The sequence below is a fragment of the Mucilaginibacter dorajii genome (assembly GCF_024808255.1).
GTDB classification, from domain to species: Bacteria; Bacteroidota; Bacteroidia; order Sphingobacteriales; family Sphingobacteriaceae; genus Mucilaginibacter; species Mucilaginibacter dorajii.
The window spans coordinates 1-18,524 of the sequence record NZ_JANTYS010000017.1; the positions used below are offsets into that span (position 1 = coordinate 1).

At 42.1% G+C, this 18,524-nt stretch carries 13 protein-coding genes; 8 read left to right on the plus strand and 5 right to left on the minus strand.

Going from position 1 to position 18,524, the window contains the following annotated elements:
• The first annotated feature begins 190 nt into the window (after nt 1-190).
• From FHS10_RS20595 to FHS10_RS20620, 6 genes are all read left to right on the plus strand, one after another.
• A complete protein-coding gene (locus FHS10_RS20595; RefSeq protein WP_259094152.1) occupies nt 191-1,579 on the plus strand; it encodes a serine hydrolase domain-containing protein in 1,389 nt (462 codons plus the stop codon).
• A gap of 401 nt (nt 1,580-1,980) precedes the next feature.
• Nucleotides 1,981-2,400, plus strand: a complete 420-nt coding sequence (locus FHS10_RS20600; protein ID WP_259094155.1) for an OsmC family protein — start codon at nt 1,981-1,983, stop codon at nt 2,398-2,400.
• Between the two features lie 206 nt (nt 2,401-2,606).
• Complete coding sequence (locus FHS10_RS20605) at nt 2,607-3,512, plus strand: helix-turn-helix domain-containing protein (RefSeq protein ID WP_259094158.1); 906 nt, start codon at nt 2,607-2,609, stop codon at nt 3,510-3,512.
• Nucleotides 3,513-3,678: 166 nt separating this feature from the next.
• The gene (locus FHS10_RS20610; RefSeq protein WP_259094160.1) at nt 3,679-4,467 is read left to right on the plus strand and encodes an alpha/beta hydrolase; all 789 of its coding nucleotides are present in this window, start codon (nt 3,679-3,681) and stop codon (nt 4,465-4,467) included.
• 71 nt (nt 4,468-4,538) lie between these two features.
• Complete coding sequence (gene msrA, locus FHS10_RS20615) at nt 4,539-5,195, plus strand: peptide-methionine (S)-S-oxide reductase MsrA (protein WP_259094163.1); 657 nt, start codon at nt 4,539-4,541, stop codon at nt 5,193-5,195.
• A 36-nt stretch (nt 5,196-5,231) separates the two neighbouring features.
• Complete coding sequence (locus FHS10_RS20620) at nt 5,232-6,194, plus strand: alpha/beta fold hydrolase (protein WP_259094165.1); 963 nt, start codon at nt 5,232-5,234, stop codon at nt 6,192-6,194.
• 157 nt (nt 6,195-6,351) lie between these two features.
• Here FHS10_RS20620 and FHS10_RS20625 read toward each other — a convergent pair whose 3' ends face one another.
• From FHS10_RS20625 to FHS10_RS20645, 5 genes are all read right to left on the minus strand, one after another.
• Nucleotides 6,352-6,741 (minus strand): OsmC family protein, encoded by a 390-nt coding sequence (locus FHS10_RS20625; protein WP_259094168.1) that lies wholly within the window; start codon nt 6,739-6,741, stop codon nt 6,352-6,354.
• A gap of 4 nt (nt 6,742-6,745) precedes the next feature.
• Nucleotides 6,746-7,630 (minus strand): pirin family protein, encoded by an 885-nt coding sequence (locus FHS10_RS20630; protein WP_259094170.1) that lies wholly within the window; start codon nt 7,628-7,630, stop codon nt 6,746-6,748.
• A 12-nt stretch (nt 7,631-7,642) separates the two neighbouring features.
• The gene (locus tag FHS10_RS20635) at nt 7,643-8,524 is read right to left on the minus strand and encodes an urea transporter (RefSeq protein ID WP_259094172.1); all 882 of its coding nucleotides are present in this window, start codon (nt 8,522-8,524) and stop codon (nt 7,643-7,645) included.
• A gap of 525 nt (nt 8,525-9,049) precedes the next feature.
• Nucleotides 9,050-11,455 (minus strand): outer membrane beta-barrel protein, encoded by a 2,406-nt coding sequence (locus FHS10_RS20640; RefSeq protein ID WP_259094174.1) that lies wholly within the window; start codon nt 11,453-11,455, stop codon nt 9,050-9,052.
• Between the two features lie 429 nt (nt 11,456-11,884).
• On the minus strand, nt 11,885-15,088 hold the full coding sequence (locus tag FHS10_RS20645) for a glycoside hydrolase family 2 TIM barrel-domain containing protein (protein ID WP_259094177.1): 3,204 nt from the start codon (nt 15,086-15,088) through the stop codon (nt 11,885-11,887).
• 232 nt (nt 15,089-15,320) lie between these two features.
• Here FHS10_RS20645 and FHS10_RS20650 point away from each other — a divergent pair, with 232 nt between their 5' ends.
• Nucleotides 15,321-17,546, plus strand: a complete 2,226-nt coding sequence (locus tag FHS10_RS20650; RefSeq protein WP_259094179.1) for a heavy metal translocating P-type ATPase — start codon at nt 15,321-15,323, stop codon at nt 17,544-17,546.
• A gap of 23 nt (nt 17,547-17,569) precedes the next feature.
• Complete coding sequence (locus FHS10_RS20655) at nt 17,570-17,782, plus strand: heavy-metal-associated domain-containing protein (RefSeq protein ID WP_259094181.1); 213 nt, start codon at nt 17,570-17,572, stop codon at nt 17,780-17,782.
• Nucleotides 17,783-18,524 lie beyond the last annotated feature (742 nt).

Genomic DNA, 18,524 nt, shown 5'->3' on the forward strand with positions numbered 1-18,524 from the left:
ACAAATTAAACAATAAATAGATATTTGAATTTACAGCAATAAAACATTAGTAATAAAAAAGAGGCTGATCATGATTTATGATACAGCCTCTTTCTTTTTGAGCACTTATAAACACACTGTTTTTCAAGATAAATAGCAAAAAACATGTAACGCTTTTAAATATCAGGTGTCTTTAATGCAGATAATGACCATGAAAAATAAAAACTTATATAGTGTACTGCTCCTTATGCTCAATATAGCTGCTTACGGACAAAATCCAGTTCAAAAGCGCCTCGACTCGATTATGCAACTCGCCCATACGCGCGGCATCTTCAACGGGAATGTGCTTGTTGCGCAAAATGGTCGGATTGTTTACGAACGGTCGTTTGGCTATGCCGATGGCAGCAAAACCAAACTGTTAACATCCGCTTATAAATTCGATATTGGCTCGGTCAGTAAAGAATTTAATGGTGCAGCCATTCTGTTATTGAAACAGCGTGGGGAGCTTAGCCTTGATGACCCGATCAGCAAGTTTTTGACAGACCTGCCCGAATGGTCAGCTAAAGTCAAAATCCGGCACCTGCTAACTTATACCAGCGGCATCCCAACGTATGATCCGATATCTTCAGAAGGCGATAGCGTGATACTGGCGAATCTAAAACAATTGAAATCGCTTAAGTTTGAACCGGGCACAGCATATCTTTATAACCATTACAACGTTTACCTGCAAATGCGGATTGTGGAAAAAGTAAGCGGCCAATCTTACGCAGGCTTTCTCAACAGCAATATATTTAAACCCTGCGGAATGAATGGCGCTGTAGTAGACTTGCCGGTGAGCAGCCCCGATATCGCTAAAGCATTTGACCAGGATTTTCACCCCACGCCTTATTTCCAAACGGTTAGCGGTTGGGTGAGACTGACGGCAAAAGATCTGTATCTATGGTCTGAGTGCCTGCACCAAAATAAGATACTGAATAAAAGTTCATTTGCCGAACTCGCGGCGGGTTTTCCAAATGGGGAAAGCAGCATCGGTACAACTGGCTTTTCGGGCGATACCCTCAGCTGGCACCGGCACCAGGGCTCTAACAGTAATTACGAAGCCTTGCTTTACAGTGACTTGAAGCAGGGGCTTACCGTAGTGATGATGACCAATAACCAGCAGATGAAGGTGGACGGCATAAAAAATGCTTTATTCGCTGCACTGTCCAAAGAGCCTGCAACGGTGCCTAAAAAGTCATTTTATCTGGAGATCCGGGAAAAGACGCTGGCTAATGTCGACCAAGGGCTAAAATACTACCAGGAATTAAAAGCTAACCAACAGGACACTTACGACTTCAGTTTCGAGATCGGCGACCTGATCAGTACAGGCAAATATTTACTGCGCCGCAACAAATTTGATGATGCCATTAAGGTATTTCAAACCGCGGTTGCACTGAAGGCAAAACCTGCAGATATTGCCTACAGCTATGAATTGATGGGTGAATGTTATCTCAAAAAAGGGGACAAAACCAATGCGCAAATCAATTACCGGCAGGCGCTGACCTTAAATCCGAACAACAAGAATGCCGCAGGAATGTTACAGCAGATCGATAAGTCATAAGCTTTAAATTACATCTTTACTGCTTTATTATACCATCAAACGTCATCTTAATCTGACGTGTTTTTTTTGTAGTTGCAGACCTCTCGAATTACACTTAATATACCTTCCAAATGTTCAAATGGGGCACCTCCTTCTCTGCAAATGTTCGCAAATAGCATGGTACGTTGCGAACGTTTTTTGTTTATTTTAATATCAATCTTCAAAAAAAGATATTCTGTCTTGACGAATATTTATGGTAATTTTTCTAATCGAATATCCGCGGGTTCGGGCCTTATCTATGATCATCATCTATAGCTATTTCCGGACGGGTCATTCCGTTAAATGTGATGTAGGTCACACAGCCTCCTGAATTTTCCTGCCGTACTTTGCTGTATAATTTTTAACAAACAAAAACAAACAACATGAAACGTACAGCAAATGCTCATTGGAATGGTAACCTTAAAGAAGGCAAGGGAGAAATATCTTCTCAAAGCACCATCCTTAATCAAACTCCCTATTCGTTCAAAACACGATTCGAATCAGGGATTGGTACCAATCCCGAAGAATTGATAGCCGCTGCACACGCGGGCTGTTTTACCATGTCGGTAAGTGCAACCCTGGAGCGCGCAGGCTTTTTAGCTAACGACTTGAACACCGAAGCCATTCTGGATGTGGATTTGACTGCCCTTAAGATCACCGGCATTCATTTGAGTTTGAAAGCATCGTTGATTAGCGGTGTATCCGCCGAGGCATTCCAGGAAATTGCAGAAGGCGCTAAAGCGAATTGTATCGTATCCAAAGCACTCAATGTGCCTATTACTTTAAATGTTTCCTATCAATAATGATGGGCGTTAACGCTCGTTGCCATTTTTATTCCCTGTGATTGTATCGCCAGTGATGGATGGCTGTTGCTTAGGAAGCCGGTATGCTCTAAGAAATATCAGATAGTTGCATAGCTGCAATTGTAACTATCTGATATGTTGTGGCAGAAACAGAAATAGAACAGCGTATCAGGATAAAGCGTTACAAAAAACAATAATGTTCAGGTATGAAAACAGAACCGGCCATAATGCTAAGAAATCCTGCTGACGGAGAATTGGGTTTCAGGATAATACACTTTGACGATGATAAACATTTTAACGAGGTGCAAAGGGTCCCCTGTTTTTCAATTATCCTGATATCAGAAGGAGACGGTGTATTAAAAGCAGACTTCACTGATTATCAAATTTCTAAAGGGGCAATATTGTTCTTTTCACCATATCAGCCATTTATGATAGATGGCGCAATGCTAAAAGGAATAATAATTAATTTCCACCCTGATTTCTTCTGTATTTTCAGGCATCAAAATGAGGTTGCGTGCGACGGTATACTTTTTAACAACCCCAATAATCCACCCTTTTTTAATATACCTGAAAATGAAAGCCATTCAATTTACAGCATCATAGAACACATAACAGCCGAAATGTCATTTGCGGGCCTTGCTCAGCATGATCTTTTGATCGCATATCTTAAAATATTATTGATCAGGGCTATTAGAATAAAGCTTCTAAAAAGTACAACATCTTTACCGCTTGATCAGTGTCCAACCGAAGCGGCACTTTTGCGCCAGCTTAACAGAATGATAGAGTTACATTTCAAGACCAAACATAGTGTAAGCGAATATGCAGAACTATTGAATATTCCAATAAAAACACTTGGCAGACTTGTCAAAAATCACTTCCAAAGAACCCTCACCGAAATAATAGCCGAAAGGATTATTATGGAAGCCAAAAGGGAGCTTAACTTCACGTCTAAGACTTTAAAAGAAATTGCTTATGACCTGGGTTTTAATGATGAATATCACTTTAGCCGGTACTTTAAAAATAAGATAAAGATTTCTCCCCAATCATTTAGGAATTCGTTAAGGAATATGTACGATTCTTCGCCAATGCCAGTCACATTGCCAAAAACCTGAATAGCAGATATTCCTTGTTTTTTAGAATTTTCATCGGCTGGCTCCTAATTATTTAAGCCGCTATCCCCAGGGAAAATCATCCATCATTTTGGGAAGTTTAGCCATTATAATGGCCGTTTTTTAAGGATAATTTCGTCTATTATTAATTCATAGTAAAATATAAAAAATGAAAATCGTATCTATTAAAAACAGCTCGTTAAATAAATATTTAATTGCAGCATTCGTTATTTTTAGCGGCCTGCTTATACGGGTTAACCCGGTAGCAGCGCAAAGCCATCCGATAAAAAACATCGTGATTGTACACGGCGCATTTGGAGATGGCTCTGGCTGGAGGGCCGTTTACAATATACTCACAAAGAAGGGCTATCATGTTACCATTGTTCAAAATCCACTGACATCATTAAACGATGATGTTGAAGCAACCAACCGTATACTTGCCCAGCAAGATGGACCGGTAGTACTCGTAGGCCATTCATGGGCCGGTGTAGTAATTACCCAGGCAGGTGTTGATACCAAAGTTGCGGCGCTGGTTTACGTAGCCGCCTTTGAGCCCGATAAAGGTGAAACTGCAAATCAATGGTCGGTTACCCAGCCAAAGGCACCTTCAATGCGGGTTACAGCTGATCCGAAAGGAGTTGTATTTTTTGACAGGACAACATTCCATGAGGGTTATTGCGCCGATCTTCCTAAGGCTTTGGCCGATTTCATGAACGCTTCGCAACAACCCATTGTGGGAGCATGTTTTGGCACTCCTGTTACCGAAGCAGCATGGAAAGATAAACCAAGCTTCGGCATAGTAGCTACCGAAGACCATGCTATCAACCCTACGATAGAGCGCAATATGTACAAACGTGCACATACTAAAATCACTGAGATCAAAGGCAGCCATGCGGTGTTCATCTCGCAACCAGAGGCAGTAGCCCAGGTGATTATCAACGCGGCTCAAAAGAAGTAAAAGATTGATGCCTTTTAATCAAAAGCCCGGGCTCCATTAAAAAAGGCCCCGGGTATTACACATCGTATGATATGAAACGATTTTTTTTAAATGTTGCCGGAATATTATTATTTGCCGGTGCTGCCAATGGGCAAACAGTGGGTGGCGCTAATGATTTTACCCCATTACCAAAACCTAAGGCAGAGGAAGCAGTGGCTACTTTTGGTGGTGGCTGTTTTTGGAGCATGAGCGAGGCTATGTATGAATTAAAGGGTGTAAACAGGGTAATATCAGGCTATGCAGGCGGAACGACTAAAAATCCAACTTATGACCAGGTGGCAACACAAACTACCGGGCACGCTGAATGTTCGCAAATTTATTATGATCCAAAGGTAATCAGTTTTACTACTTTGGCCAACGCCTTCTTTTTTGCCCATGACCCCACAGAGCTTAACCGGCAGGGACCTGACGAAGGTACCGACTATCGCTCCGTTGCCTTTTACCGAACGCCGGCAGAGAAAAATATTTTATTGGGGTTGAAAAAAAAGATCAACCAAACAAAGCATTATCCCAAAGCAATAGTTACCCAGGTTGTCCCATTTACTACATTTTATGCCGCCGAAAATTATCATCAGGATTATTACAGGCTCAATGGCGATAAACGATACATCGTACAGGTTTCAAAACCCAAAGTAATGAAATTCAGAAAGGTGATGAATGCCGAACTAAAACCGGAGTTTCAAAAATAATAGCAAAAATCCCTCTCTTAAAATGACAATATAATAATGAAAACAACAAATAGATTACTCAAAATTGCGGTAATGCTCATTGCATTTACTTTTAACTCTTACACCTCATTTTCAAGAAATGTTATTGACCAGGCTACAATAACTAACGTTACAAAACCAGCATTGCCGCCCAAAGGCTTTTCCAATCAATACGCCGTGGTAAACGGCGTCAAAATACATTACGTGATTGGTGGCCATGGAACCCCACTTATGCTGGTACATGGGTTCCCCCAAAATTGGTATATGTGGAACAGGCTACTTCCGGAACTGTCAAAGCATTTTACCATAATTGCTCCGGATTTGCGCGGCGTTGGTGAGTCTGGCAAACCACAGGGTGGTTATGACAAAAAAAATATGGCTATCGACTTGCACGAACTTGTAAAAAAGCTTGGGTATAAGAAGATTGACATAGCCGGACATGATATCGGTATGATGGTTGCTTATGCATACGCGGCGCAATTTCCTGAGGAGGTTAATAAACTCGCTTTATTAGATGCATTGATAGCCGGTGTTGAACCGGTTTGGAGCCAGGTTAAAGCCCAGGCATGGTGGTTCGGATTTTTTAGTCAGCCACATTCAGGAGAAGTTGCAGACGGAAGAATGAATTTAATTTTGGATGACTTTTTTCCGGCAGTAAGTTTTGTGAAGAATTCATTTACGCGCCAGGAAAAAGCTGAATTTACACGGGCGTATTCGGTAAAAGGCGCGGCGACAACTTCGTTTCTTTGGTTTGCATTTGAGCAAGACATTAAAGACAATCAGGAATTTAGTAAAAATAAGTTGGCGATGCCTGTATTGGCAATGGGATCAGACCATTTTGCGCCATTTTTGGGGGCACATGTCCGTTTGGTTGCTTCCAATGTAAAAGACTGTATAATTACAGGTTCGGGACATTGGATTGTCCAGGAACAACCTGGCCAGGTACAAAAGGGCCTGTTGGATTTTTTCATGGAAAAGTAAGTCCAGTTAATAATAGTATACCGACAAAGGATTGAAGTTTATATTTCTAAATCCTGTTGAGCTTTTTCAATGCAGCTATCAAATCGGTTAGCGAATTAATTTTCGCTTTTATAATTCCTGTTGATTTGGGGCATTTGAATTGGCGGTGGTTTTTAAATTACACCAACACCGTTTCAATAGCAATAGAATGGGTTAGTATTTTATGAACAGGGCAAGCATTAGCAACTGCCAATAGCCTGGCACGCTGTACTTCGTCAAGCTTGCCTGTAAGCTGCAGCTTCCTGACAAATTTAGTTTGCCCTGTTTCTTCAATAAGTTCGATAGCTGCATCTACGCTTTCAAGGTCCCAGCCTTTATGGTCGGCATACATCCGCAGCGTAGCACAGGTGCATGCGCCCAAAGCTGATACCAACAATTCTTTAGGCGAAAACCCTTTATCCTGCCCACCTTTTTCAATGGGTTCATCAGCGATGACCAGGTTGCCCGTTGGCGATTTAATTTCGATCCGGTATTGCTCATTGCCAATACTTGCTTTAATTGCTGCCATGTTGTTATTTTTTATTGAATGATGGATAAGGAACAAACTCTGTTTCATCCCCCTTTATTTTATCAAATGTTTGGGCTATCCATTTTTGCTTAGCTGCATTGATCAGCTCCTTATCTGTAGCAACAAAATTCCAGTCTATAAATCGTTCTTCGGCAAAAGGCTCTCCGCCAAAAATGTAGATTGTGCTGTTTGCTTCAATGGTGAATTTACACAAGGCGCTTTCTTTGGCTACCAATAATTGTTTAGGATGATAAATATTGCCTTCGCTTTCGATATTGCCTTCAAGTATATACAAGCCTGCTTCGCCATAAAGTTCATGACCAATATTAACTACCTGCCTGCTGGTGCTCTTTATTTCTATCATAAAAAGTTTGCTGTAAACCGGTACGGCAGATTTGTGGCCAAAGGCTTCGCCTGCCACTAATTTAAATTGCAGGTCGCCGTCTGTCCATGTTGGTAATTGCGCTCCGTCAATATGAAAAAACTCAGGCTCCATTTGTTCCAACTCTTTTGGTAAGGCTACCCATATCTGCAAACCATGCATTATTTGATCAATATGATGTATATATTCTGGTATACGTTCCGAGTGGACTATTCCTTTCCCGGCTGTCATCCAGTTTACAGCGCCCGGTTTTATTTCAACAACGTTACCCAAAGTATCGCGGTGCATAATGCTCCCTTCAAATAAAAAGGTAAGCGTAGAAAGGCCGATGTGCGGATGTGGCAATACATCAAAACTTTGGCGCTCATTCAATTTTACCGGCCCCATGTGATCAATAAAGATAAAAGGGCCAACCATTCTTTTTTCCCTGAATGGCAGCAGGCGGCCAACCATAAAGTTGCCAATGCTGGCAGCTCTTTCCTCAATAATAAGATTGATATTTGACATAACAGTATTATTTTATTGCTTCAATTTTAAGTGCCCCGTTTGTTTTACCATTTTTATGACTATAGTGAGCCAGGTGGCCAATACAAAGGGAAACGTTAAAGCGGGCAGGTTCATATGCCGCATTTGAACCATTATAAGAACGGACAATATCACAGATATTAACGCCATTATAATATCCGCCGCCTTGTTTCCTGCAAAGGTAATGGCACATAACACGGCGTTATAACTCAGTAATCCCAGGTAAATATCATTTGCCGGTTCTTTTAGCTGGCAGGCTATAATACTGCTTACAGCAATGCTAACGATAGCATAAATTGCAGCAATTGGGCGATTAATAAAAATACCTATCATAAAAAGTATGCCCGCCCAGATATTGCTTTGAAAAATTACCTGTCCAAAACCGTGTGAGAATAATACAGGATAATCATTTGAGGTAATACCGGCCAAAGCAGGCCGGGGCTGCACTAAAGCTGGGCAATAGCGAAAAACAAATAAAAATAACCAGGTGACCAGGATAAACGGAAATGTAAAAGCAGGGATTCCTTTTGCAATAAACAAGTGTTGTATAATGGTTGCCAGGGCCGAGCCGGCAACAATAGCAATCCAGATAATAATAGTTGATTGAAAGAAACAAATTAAAGCAATGCCAACCAGTGCTGCACTGAATCCATAAAGCCCGCTGCTGATTTCACCGTCGTCATATTTTAACAGCATTGCAGTAAATGTTCCTGTCATTACAGCTATCACGGCTGCAAGCCCCATTATTAACGAACCACAGCATATACCTGCCAAAAAAAACATCCCTGTCCAGGGGTTATTTTGCAGCATAATTTGCCCAATTCCTTTCAGAAAAGAGGTTAGGTGTGTTAAAAAGTTTTGCTTTTGATTTGCCATAGGTTCGGCCTTGTCATGTTAGACCAATAATAAACAATATAAGGCATTTTTGAAGACATTTTTAAACCATCAAAAAAAGCCAGAAATGGTATGCGGTGTTCAATTGTATCAAAGGAAATCGCTTTTAATTGCCCGTAAGATAGATTATAGCTAATTTCAGGATTTTTTTCAATCACATTTAAATTTGTGCTACAGGGCAAACGCATCTAATTGGGTTAACATAACTTAACACTTTTCAAATATGATACCTTATAAGTATATGATAATCAATATTTTATATTTTAACAGGGTTAACACTAAACTGGTGTATAACGCAATTTAGGTGTATCCAAATATTTGTGCCTGTTGTTTGCCAATACAAGTCCTTTGATACCTGGATCATACGAATTCATTACTGTGGGTAAAAGCGATTCCCTGCAATTGTATCCCTTCTCTCCGTACAATCAATTAAGATTGGCTACTTTAAGCATGTATGAAGTAGCTTTTTTTATAATACGGAAAAGGTAAAATACGCTAATGAACCTGTTAAATCAACCGGCCTTTAACATCCTGAGAACCTGTATCGCGGTCTCGTTTATCTTTCACGGTTTGCTTACCAAAGTTATAGGTAAGCGCTAAGGCAACACTTCGGGTATCGTTGTAATAGTTGTCCCGGATATGTAATTCGCCAAGTGTATAATTGTACCTATCCTGGTTGCTCTTTAAAAGATCCTGGGCAGATAAAGTAATATTGAACGGGCCTGCTTTTTTTCGCAATCTTATTTCAGTATCCAGCCGGTTGCCAATGCGGGTATTGACAATTGTTCCCGGAAACGAATTATTAATAATTAACGTACTGCTTAAACCTGCTTTTTTTGAGATAGTGAACGTTTGGTTAGTGGAGAGGATAAGCTGTAAAGTATTATTATTAATCAAAATGTTATTCGCGTATTCGCCCCTGCTGGCCACATATCCGGTTACAACCGTTCCTGAGAAACGCCACCACGTATTGAGCTGATTATTGTAACTGGCCGTTGCAGAGTAGCTATATTTGTTACCATAATTGGTTTTTCTGTTTATAATGGTATCACCTGAACTATACGGAAGGGCATAAATTTCACCTATAGTCTGGCTTGCGGCTAATTGCAGGGTTAATGATCCCAATTTGCCATTCAAGCTATGACTTAGTTCCTGCCGATAGTATTTTACGGGGTTCAGATATGGATTCCCGGTAAAATATGCCTGATCGGTAGTATAAGTACGGAAAGGGTTTAAATCCCAATAACCGGGCCGCGTGATCCTGCTGGTTACAGCCAGTACATATGAGCCCTTCTTTTTGGTGGTCATCTTCACAAAAGCTGTCGGAAAAATATTGGTATAATTCCTGTTAACCACCTGTTGCTCTTCCAGCCAACCTTTGGCTACCGTGTTTTCTAAGCGAACACCTAACTGGTAGGACCAAACTGTACTCATCTTATAGCTAAAATTCCCGTACATGGAATTTATATTTTCCTGGTAGCGGAAATTATTACTCTTATCCGGGTCGGCTATCCAAACGTTGTCCGGAGCCTGGTTTTCAAAAAGGAAGGTATTCCGGATCTTTGAAAAAGACGATTTTGCACCAAAGCCCAGGTTGCCTTTTTTGCTAACGGGCCAGTCAAAATCTGCTTTTATAGATTGGTTATTGATATTTTGAGGCGACGCGGTCCTGAAAGTGCTAACGTTATATAGTGGTTCGCCTGTTAAAGCATCCAGCTCTGTTGTGTAGCTGTTAGAATTATATTTTGACCGGTAAGCTAACGCATCATAATCCACACTTAGCGTTTTCCCTGAAGAATCAAGCTTTCCCTGGTAGTTAACATTCAGGGCATAGGTTTGGGAATTGACATTATCCTTATTATTAGTTTTTGACAGAGAATCTAAGCCGGTATAAAAATCACGACTGGTTGCGTTTCGGGTTTCTTTATGCCAATCGCCCGAGTAATCAAACAGCAAACCGATAACATTTTTCTTATTAACCTGGTAATCTGCCCCTACACTGGCCCCGGGATAAAGTTCCTGATACTGGTTATCAGAATGTATACTGCGCCGAATAATTGAGGTTGAAGATTCTACCGGAAAAAAAATATCCCGGTCGGTTACCGGCTTTCTGCTGCGATTGCCCATGTAAACCGTTGAATAAACATTCCAGTTTCCAGATCGTTCATTCAGATAAATGCTCCCGGCCTCAGAATTGACGGCAGTTTGCCGTGTGCTAAGTGAAACATTGCCAATCAATCCTTCTTCCTTGTTTTTCTTAGTTACAATATTGATGATGCCTGCCCCTCCCTCGGCTTCATATTGACTGGAGGGCGTCGTGATCACCTCTATGGCTTCAAGGTTATCAGAAGGCAAACCGCTGAGGTATGATTTCAATGCGGTGCCGGTAAGCACTTTCTTCTTGTTGTTAATGTATACAATAGCGCCCGTTGTACCGCTGATTTGTACTGAACCATCTTCTGACGTGGTAACCAAGGGTGTCTTTTCCAGTACATCCCATATATTATTACCGATAGCCAAATCTGTTTCAGCAACGTTAAACCGAAACCGATCCAGCTCCCGTTGAAAAATAGGCTTTTTAGCCTTTATCACAACCTCCGACAGCATTTGAGCGGATTTCAGCTGCACATTAATTGAGGTATCGGCATGAATCGAAACCTTAAAAAAAGTATCCCGGTAGGCTACAAATTTATAATTCAAGGTATATATACCCGCTTTTACATTCCTGAACTGGTAATTGCCATTACTATCAGAAACCGCATTATTTATCCTGCTGTTGTTTTGCAGTAAACCAATAGTTGCATACGGCAAAGGCTTTTGAATATGATCTGTAATTTTACCGCTGATGGTTATCTGAGCATTTGTAATTTGAGAAACAACCAACAGAATGGCAGTTAGAGGTAGTTTAATCATATGTATAATTTACCTTAAATATGGCCAAAAGGTTCCAACAATCAGCAACTGTTTAAAAACGATTTCGTAAAAATATTATGGCACAAAAGTAACCGTCATTGCGAGACAAGAAGCAATCCCCAGCTTACAGGGCGAATGTGCAAGCGCACCTGCTTATTGGGGATTGCTTCGTTCCTTATAATGACGCCCATGTAAGTTATTGATTATCAAATATGTTTTTTTTTGTAGAGACGCAATATTTTGCGTCTCTAGCTATACAGAGCGGATTTGCGTGGTGCATTTGCACGCGGGAGACGCAAAATGTTGCGTCTCTACACAAGCGCGTTAACGATGTCATCACTGTTTTTTTCAGGTGCGCCTGATGGTTACCCGCAATGACGATTCTTTTTGAAAACCATTTTTAAACAGCTTTTCACTATCAATCAGGGTTTATTTTTTACCCAACAGTTCTATGCTGTAACTGAAAGCAGTAGTTTTTGCAGGTACCCGATACTGCTCCAGAGGGCGCGGACCGCAACCATATGAGCCTACGCCTAATGTTTGATGGCTTATGCACAAAACAGTCCCTTTACTTTTTGGCAGATCTATTTTGTATTCCACATCCGTCATTTCTTCATCGCTGTAAGGCAATGCGGTTACCTGGAACAGGTCACCTTCTTTTTTAACAGATAAGCCTGATCCTTTTGCAGAAGTTACATTGGCCCATCTTACATCCTCGTGGTTACCGCAATCCATCGGTTTTTCATATGGCGTAAGCTGTTGGGCTATGCTGCTAAAGTAATGGCCTACATCAAAACCGCTTTTTCTATCGGCATAGTTTTCCATCGGGCCGCGGCCAAAGTATTCAAACTGATTAAGATCTTCCTTTAAAAACATCCTTACACCCAACCTGGCTAATACCAATTTAGCATCAGCATTAAAGCTTACATTGTTATCAACCTTAATAACGCCGTTACCGTTGATGGTATACACCACCTGGTGGTGTACAACAAAGCCGTTTTTGCCGGTGCCGGTAAGGTTTGCTTTTATCTCCACATTGCCGGTGGCAAGTTGCGCGGCTTTCACGTCGTCGGTTTTCCAGGCTATTTCTTTTAAGCCATACTTAACCCAATCGTCATAAGCCCACATATCATCTTTACGGTGTGGGGCACGCCACAGGTGCAGCATTGGGCCGCCATTGTCCCTTAAAACGTTCTCGCCATCTTTTTCCATTTTTGAAAAAGTGCCTTTCTCTTTATCAAACTCCAAACTAAAGCCCGGGCCTTTTACCTTGATATCGTCTTTTGAATCAGATAAGGTTAGTTTACCGGCTACCGGTTGTGCCGCAGCGGCAGCAACACTGATGGGTAATTCTAATTGCTGAGCGGCAACTTCAAATCCTTTTTTAGCCCAAAGCTTATCAGTTGCCAAATCAAATGATACCCTTAAAAAGTATTCGGCCCCTGGTTTTGGTGTAATGCTATACGGGATCTTTACATCCTGCTCCTGTCCTGGTTTAATTTCCTTTAAGGCTAAATTGCCCGATGATATGGCAGTTCCATTTTCGGTTACTTCCCATTTAGCCGTTAAACCATTAAGGTTGATGAACTGGTAACGGTTTTTAATAGTAACGACACCGTTTTTCAGGTCTTTTGGTTTGATGCTGATCCATTGATAAGCATGCTTCAACTCAGGATAGTGGGGTTTTAAAGAACGATCTGAAAACACAACACCTTTATGAATAAAGTATTGATCATTTGGATACTCACCAAAGCCACCCCCAAAAGCGGTTATGGGGTGTTTAGGGTCGCGGTTGTTGTAAATGCCCTGATCCTGCCACTCCCAGATTGCACCGCCTAATAGCTGCGGATATTTATCAAACAAATCATTGTAAATATCTACCGAACCCATGGAGTTAAACATGGCGTGCGCGTATTCGCACAAGTAAAAAGGCTTGGTGAGTGTTTTGTCGTTGGCATTTTTTTCCAGGTTTTCTACATCGGTATACATTTCGCTGTCCATATCGGCAGGATTATCTTTACCAATACCAAAACCCTGGTAATGCCTTGGGCGGGTTGGGTCAATATCTTTGATCACTTTTAATATCGCACGGAAATTTGATCCGCCGCTGCCACACTCATTTCCCAACGACCAGATGATCACCGATGGATGGTTTTTAAAATTCTGCACATTGGCCACGTTACGGTCAATCAACGCGGCTTTGATCCTTGGCTCTTCGTTAAACTCATCCCAGGCACCGTGGCTTTCCAGGTTAGCTTCTGCAACCAGGTAAATGCCATATTGGTCGCACAGTTCGTACCAACGCGGATCATCAGAATAATGACAGGTGCGCACATGGTTACAATTGGCTTGTTTAATCAACACAATATCCCGTATCATTTGCTCTTCGGTAACCGCATGGCCATCGTTGGGCCAGTTTTCGTGCCGGTTAACGCCTTTTAGTTTGATAGGCACACCATTCACCAAAAACAAACGCCCCCTGATCTCGATGTTCCTGAAACCGGTACGTGATGATATGGTTTCTACCGTTTGGCTTCCGTCGGCTATTTTTACAACTGTTGTATAAAGTTTGGGTGTTTCCGCGGTCCACTTTTGTGGGTTATTTACATGGAAGGTAGCCTCAACCACCGCTTCCTCACCAGGTTTTAAAGCCGGGATAGCTTTTTGGGTGGTAGCCCCTGGCACAGGTACCAACCCATTGTATAAAGCCACATCCAACAACCTGGCTTTAACCGCCGTGGTGCCGTAGTTTTTTACTTTGGCTGATATTACCACATCTGCATCCTTGTATTGTTTATCTAAATTAGTTTTTACAAAGTAATCCCTGATGTGTTCCTGCGGCGTGCTCCAAAGCGTTACATTCCTGAAGATGCCGCTCAAACGCCACATATCCTGATCTTCCAGGTAGCTGCCGGTGGTAAAACGGTAAACTTCAACAGCTAAGACGTTTTTGCCTGGTTTAATGTATTTGGTTAAATCAAACTCGGCAGCGTTACGGCTGTTTACGCTGTAGCCTACCTTTTTACCGTTTACCCAAATAAAGAAACCGGCATCCACCCCATCAAAGGTGATAAAGATGTGACGCCCGGCCCAGTCCGCGGGTACGGTAAAATCACGGCGATAACTGCCTACCGGGTTGCGCTCTTTGTAGGCCGTATATTTTTCGGGCGGGGTGCTCATCACCCTCGGAAAATCCTTTTGAAAAATATAAGTAAAGTTGCTGTAATATGGTGTACCATAACCTTCAACCTGCCAGTTTGAAGGCACTTTGATATCTTTCCAGCCCGATACATCGTAATCGGTTTTGTAAAAGTTAACAGGGCGTTTTTGAGGCCAGTCTACCCAGTTAAATTTCCACAAGCCGTTTAGGCTACGACTAAACGACGATGCATGGCGGTTTGCCGCCAGCGCTTCTTTTAAAGATGCATAAGGCATTAGCGTGGCATGACTGGCTTCTTTGTTGATGCCGATATTTTCGGGGTCTTCAATTTCTTTGGGTACAAACGCGGTATCAGATTTGGAGAGCCCGGTACTTTGTTGTTGCTGAAAACCGGCGCTCATTTTATAACTAAAAATAAAAACGGCGACCAGCAAAAGTTTAGCAAATTGTTTACTAAAAAAAGGGTTAATCATAGGTGTTTATGGTAAATTGTAATTGGTTGCAAAGATGAATGTTTAATTAAACAAAGAAATAGTTTTGAACCCGTAAATTGTCATTATAGGTAACTAATGGCGGGCACAAATTAGCAATAAGTATTCAAACAAGTGGCTGTCCGGGCGCTCCAAATTTTGTAAATTTTGGACAGAATACTGTAACAAGCGCGGCAAGCAGCGGTGGTAAATTTGTATCATAAAACAAATCCCCATGCAATCCACCACACAAACGCTCACATTCCCCGTTACCGGCATGACCTGTGCGGCTTGCGCCATGAGTGTAGAATCTATCATTGGCGCGCAAAAAGGTGTAGATAAAGCAGAGGTAAACTACGCCAGCCAATCCGTTAAAGTAGCCTTTCATCCCGATAGCATCCAACCCGCTAACCTTCAAAAAGCAGTACAATCAATTGGATATGACCTCATTTTAGATATCAAAAATGGCAAAGCTTTACAGGACGAAGCGCACCGTATTAGCTACCACCTATTAAAAACAAACATCATTTGGGCTGCAGCATTAACTATCCCGGTTGTTATGATCGGTATGTTTGGGATGGAGCTCCCTTACGCCAATTATCTCATGATGGCGTTGACGGCCCCTGTGCTATTCCTGTTTGGGCGCGGCTTTTTTACCGGGGCCTGGAAACAAGCCGCTCATGGCAAAGCCAATATGGATACCCTGGTTGCCTTATCTACAGGCATCGCCTTTCTATTCAGCGTATTTAACACTTTAAACCCCGATTTTTGGCACAGGCGCGGGCTGCATCCCCATGTATATTTTGAAGCAGCCGCGGTAGTAATCGTTTTTATTATGCTGGGTAAACTGCTGGAAGAACGGGCCAAATCAAACACCTCATCGGCAATTAAAAAGCTGATGAGCCTGCAACCCAATACAGTGTTGTTAATTACTGCAGAGGGAGAAAAAGAAACCGCGGTTTCCGCCGTTCAGGTTGACGATCAAATCCTGGTACGGTCTGGCGAAAAGATACCTGTTGATGGTGTTGTATATAGCGGCTGGTCTTTTATTGACGAAAGCATGATCTCGGGCGAACCGGTGCCTGTAGAAAAAAAAGAGGGTAGTTTGGTATTTGCCGGCACCATTAACCAAAAAGGCAGCTTTAAGTTTAAAGCACAAAAAGTAGGCAGCAATACCTTGCTGGCGCAAATCATCAGGCGGGTACAGGACGCGCAGGATTCAAAAGCGCCGCTTCAAAAACTGGTTGACAAAATTGCCGGGATTTTTGTACCTGTGGTTATGGGCGTTGCTTTGTTAACTTTGGGTACCTGGCTGTTTTTGGGTGGTCAATACGGGCTATCATACGGCTTATTGGCTATGGTAACGGTATTGGTTATAGCCTGCCCTTGTGCTTTGGGGCTGGCCACTCCCACCGCCATCATGGTTGGCATGGGTAAGGGTGCAGAAAATGGAATACTCATTAAAGACGCGGAGGCGCTTGAACTTGGGCATAAGGTGAATGCCATTATATTAGATAAAACCGGAACGCTAACAGAAGGCCACCCCCAGGTAACAGATTTCTTCTGGTCGCCCACGGCAACCAACCGGCAGCAATTGCATGCGGTGTTCCTGGAAATGGAGAAACAATCGGAGCACCCTTTGGCAGCAGCTATTGTAGCTTACCTGCAAAAGGATCAACCTATAACTATTCAAATTGATGGCTTTGAAAGTTTAACAGGCATGGGTGTTAGGGCCAGGTTCGCGGCAAACAGTTACCAGGCTGGCAGTCATAAATTGGTGGATCAAAATCAACTCACCATACCTACCGCTTTAAACAACAATATTGAAGAGTTACTAAAGCAGGCCAAAACGGTAATCTATTTTGGGAATGAAAAAGAGGTATTGGCTATAGCAGGCATTACCGACCGGATTAAAGAAAACTCTGCCAAAGCCGTAAAAGCTTTAAAAGATGAGGGCATTCAAGTTTACATGCTTACCGGCGACAACAAAGTAACAGCCGCGGCTATAGCTGCACAGGCAGGAATTGAGCATTACCAGGCGGATGTACTTCCCTCGGCAAAAGCCGATTTTGTAAAACAGCTCCAGCAGCAGGGCAAAGTAGTTGCCATGATTGGCGATGGCATTAATGACAGCCAGGCATTGGCACAGGCCGATGTTTCCATAGCAATGGGCAAAGGCTCAGATATAGCAATGGATGTGGCGAAGATAACCATCGTATCTTCCGATCTGTTACAGGTACCCAAGGCATTGAGGCTTTCTAAGCTAACAGTACAAACCATCCGTCAAAATTTGTTCTGGGCATTTATTTATAACCTTATTGGCATTCCACTTGCCGCCGGCATTCTTTATCCCATAAACGGCTTTTTACTAAACCCAATGATAGCAGGGGCGGCTATGGCGCTTAGTTCAGTATCGGTTGTTGGTAACAGCCTGCGCTTAAAACTGGCAAAACTCAGTTAACAATTTATTCATCAATTTCAATTATGGAAACTTTAAAGTTCAAAACCAATATTAAGTGTGGCGGCTGTATAGCCGCGGTAACACCTATATTAAATGCATTAAAAAACGTAAAACACTGGGAGGTAGATACCAACAATCCCGATAAGATCCTGACCATAGATGCCGAAAGCGGCCTTAATGAAACAGACATTGTAGATGCGTTAAACAGCAAAGGTTACATGGCTGCCAAAATATAAGAAGCTGTTTAAAAATGATTTCACAGAATATTATAGCACAAAAATAAGGCGACTTTGCGAGTTTTAAAATCCGGAGGACTCTGAAAGTGGGAATGACGTTAATAAAAAGGGTGTCATGAGTGATAAAATCCGGCGGACTCTGAAGGTGGAGGTGACAATCGCCTTTAACCCACTGTCATGCCGAACTTGTTTCGGCACCCCACTCGCTAAGTATACATCATGCGGATTACCTGTCCTGTGGGGTCCCGAAACAAGTTACCCATGACAAGTCCACCATGTCATTGCGAGGCACGAAGCAATCGCATGCTCTACAGGGCGGATCTGCATAGTCCGCGATTGCTTCGTTCCTTATAATGACGTCCATGTAAGTTATTGATTATCAAATATGTTTTTTTTGTAGAGACGCAATATTTTGCGTCTTTAGCTATACAGAGCGGATTTGCGTGGTGCATTTGCACGCGGGAGACGCAAAATGTTGCGTCTCTACACAAGCGCGTTAACGATGTCATCACTGTTTTTTCAGGTTACCCTGATGGATACTCGCAATGACATAGCTTTATATTGTCATTTCACCTTCAGAATTTCGCGAAATTTTATAACTCAGAATGACTTCCTTTTTTATAACTTGTCATGCTGATCAATGTACTAACAGAAACTTTTATCGGCATTGCATGTTGACAGCATTAAGGTTGTTTCTCTGACTAACCGCAGCGACAAAACCGGGCCCCGAAAAAGAGGCCTT